The 2922-nt window shown below is 41.1% G+C and carries 4 protein-coding genes; 2 read left to right on the top strand and 2 right to left on the bottom strand.

Annotated features, from left to right (window positions below):
• Both KKB09_07925 and KKB09_07930 read left to right on the top strand, forming a co-directional pair.
• On the top strand, positions 1 to 710 hold a 710-nt coding region (locus KKB09_07925; GenBank protein MBU4301115.1), incomplete at its 5' end, for a hypothetical protein.
• A complete protein-coding gene (locus tag KKB09_07930) occupies positions 700 to 1671 on the top strand; it encodes an AI-2E family transporter (GenBank protein ID MBU4301116.1) in 972 nt (323 codons plus the stop codon). The genes KKB09_07925 and KKB09_07930, both read left to right, overlap by 11 nt.
• 481 nt (positions 1672 to 2152) lie before the next feature.
• Here the strand turns inward: KKB09_07930 and KKB09_07935 are convergent, their stop codons facing one another.
• The gene (locus KKB09_07935; protein MBU4301117.1) at positions 2153 to 2416 is read right to left on the bottom strand and encodes a type II toxin-antitoxin system YafQ family toxin; all 264 of its coding nucleotides are present in this window, start codon (positions 2414 to 2416) and stop codon (positions 2153 to 2155) included.
• The gene (locus tag KKB09_07940) at positions 2413 to 2694 is read right to left on the bottom strand and encodes a hypothetical protein (GenBank protein MBU4301118.1); all 282 of its coding nucleotides are present in this window, start codon (positions 2692 to 2694) and stop codon (positions 2413 to 2415) included. Before KKB09_07940 ends, KKB09_07935 begins: the two co-directional genes overlap by 4 nt.
• Between the last annotated feature and the right edge of the window lie 228 nt (positions 2695 to 2922).

Raw genomic sequence — 2922 nt, forward strand, 5'->3', positions numbered from 1 at the left:
AAAAGTTTAGTGTCTCCCAGTATCAAAAGAAAGCAAATAAATATATAGATGATATCCGCAAGAGAAACAAACTTCCGATTATTGTGGGGGGTACGGGATTATATATTCAGTCGCTTATTGAAACAATTCCGACAGGAGGGGTAAAACCAAATGAAGCACTGCGGAAAAAATTTGAGAAAGCCTCTTTAGAAAAATTGCAGATGATACTAAAGCAGGAATTTCCTGCTGTTTGGAAGAAATTAAATTCGTCAGATCAAAAAAATCCCCATAGGCTTATCCGAAAGATTGAATTGGGCAGAGCAGGAGTAGCATTGGTTAAACCATCTTTGGTTGTTCAAGATGTTTGCTGGATTGGTTTGACTGCGTCGTTTACCGAATTGTATAAGCGGATCGATGAACGGGTTGAAAAAAGAGTTAAACAAGGAGTGGTTGATGAGGTGAGATTTCTACAGAACAAAGGATATAAATGGGAGTTACCTTCTATGAGCGCTTTAGGGTATTTGGAATGGAAAAACTATATTGAAGGAAAGGCAACCATTGGAGAAGTGACTTTGAACTGGAAACATGATGAGCATGGATATAGCCGTCGTCAGATGACATGGTTTAAGCGGAACAAGGCTATTCATTGGTTTGACGTAACGCATGATGGATTTGAAGAGAAAATAGAATCGCTCGTTAACTCATGGTATACTACCTGGTATGGTGTCTAAAATTGAAATATCCCACAAAACCATTATTTTTATATTGATCCTTCTTGCGTTTGTCTGGCTGGTACTGCAAATCCGGGATATTCTCTTTTTGCTTTTTATCGCATTTATTGTTATGGCAGCGCTCCGTCCCGCTGTTGACTGGTTAGATAACAAAAAAGTTCCACGATTTATTGGTGCATTCCTTATGTATATTCTTGTGTTTGGGGTTATCGGATTATCCCTTGCCGGGATCATTCCATCGCTTGTAGTACAGTTCACAAAACTAACGAGCATTTTTCCTGCAATTCTTGGAAAAATTGTTCCTTATTGGAACATTGATATGAGTTCCATAACTCAACAACTGGCTCCAATTGGGGAAAATGTATTGAAGCTTACTATCGGTATATTTTCCAATATTGTCACAACGTTTATGGTATTGGTATTTGCGTTTTACTTTTTATTGGAACGGAAATATGCACACAAGTTTATTTCAGGATTTTTAGGAGAAGAGCAAGCCGGCGCAATAATTGAAACACTTCTTCGAATTGAACAACGTCTTGGGTCATGGGTAGGAGGACAACTTATTCTTATGCTGAGTGTTGGTATTCTATCGTATATTGGACTCGTGGTGTTGGGAATTGAATTTGCCCTTCCGCTAGCAATTGTCGCCGGAATACTTGAGATTATCCCAACCATTGGACCAGTTGTTTCGTCAATACCAGCTATTATTGTAGCTTTGAGCATCTCTCCTCTGTATGGATTGTATACAGCTATTTTGTACATTGTCATTCAACAACTGGAGAATAATATTCTTGTTCCACTTATCATGAAACGAAGTGTAGGATTACATCCACTCGTCACGATCGTGTCACTTCTTGTTGGAGCACGGTTAGGTGGTATTGTCGGAGCGATATTAGCAGTTCCAACTCTTCTTATTATCCAGGAGCTCATAACAAGCTACACAACTGATTTGAAGAAATAAGTTTTGTACGCGCTGAAACAACTGTAAGCCAGATTCTGTTCCGCCCGCCGACTGGCGGACGGATACCTTCATTTCTCTATGCCCGCATACTTTAGTCCTGGCGAATATGTGCTCGTAACGGACTGATCGTCGGTTGCAGCAAGTGGGATTGCCTTTACCCAGTACATTCGTTTTGCGAATGTTACTGGGACGTTTCACACTTCTCCCATATCCCTTGCGGGACGTAGGGAAAGATCGTCTCTGTGGCTCTCTCATCCTGTTAATTCAGGAATCGTCCCCGATGGTTTTCACCATCGGGACACCAGCCCCCCGCCTTCATCATAAATATGATGGATTGGCGGGGGATCACCGCTTTCGCGGAGTCCTCTCATATTCTGCTGTCCGGCCTTTCCTCCCCTCGACTCTGGTTCGATTGCTCTCACCATCGCTCGGGGCGAAGGTACGTTATCCCAGCGCGTGGGTGTAGTATAGCACAACAGTGCTAATAAATTTGGTTATGACTGCCGATATCATACAATTCAATATTGCCACCAAATGTTCGATACACGACACGTATGTCGCCGGTTATAGAAAAAGATCGGAAACCTTCCAGGGTGCCTATAAGCTTATGATTGTGCAATACAGGATTACTGGGGTAGCGGATGAATAATCTGAATCGTTCTTCAAATTTTTTGTCTAAGTTTGGAAACGGGAGTATGCGTTTTTTATAGTGTTTAAGAAACAGGTGATGTCTGATTATCGTCATGAACGCAAATCCTTCATCAACCCATTAACCGAAGTGAATTTTTTTGTGTGTTTCTCTTTGGCAAAATTGTTACTCATCCGCGCGTAACGGCGAGCGGTTTTTTGGGAAAGATGAATAACTGGTTCTTGAATTGAGATGACAAGTTCCCGTCGGGACAGTTTGGTTAATACGACCCGTAACAGGTCCTGCAAAGAAGAGAAACCATATTCATTGGCTACTTCTTGAGAGGTAAGTTTTAACGATTTAGATAGAGGAATCTGTAAAATTGTTGTATCCATATCATTATAAATATAACGGTTTCATAATGGCTTGTCAAGAGAGAAAAAATAAGGACACATTTTTTCCATGGAGAACTTTCTTTATCTAGTCAAATGAGGAGCGCGAAGGTACATCGTCCCAGCGCGTGGCCGTAGAATAGCACGAATTTTGAGTGTCGGTACAGCAAAGAGATATAATACAACTATGCCAGAAGAGAATAGATCTGAATTATCAATAATGGGGAGAGT

This window comes from Nanoarchaeota archaeon, from assembly GCA_018897155.1.
Lineage (GTDB): Archaea > EX4484-52 > EX4484-52 > EX4484-52 > LFW-46 > LFW-46.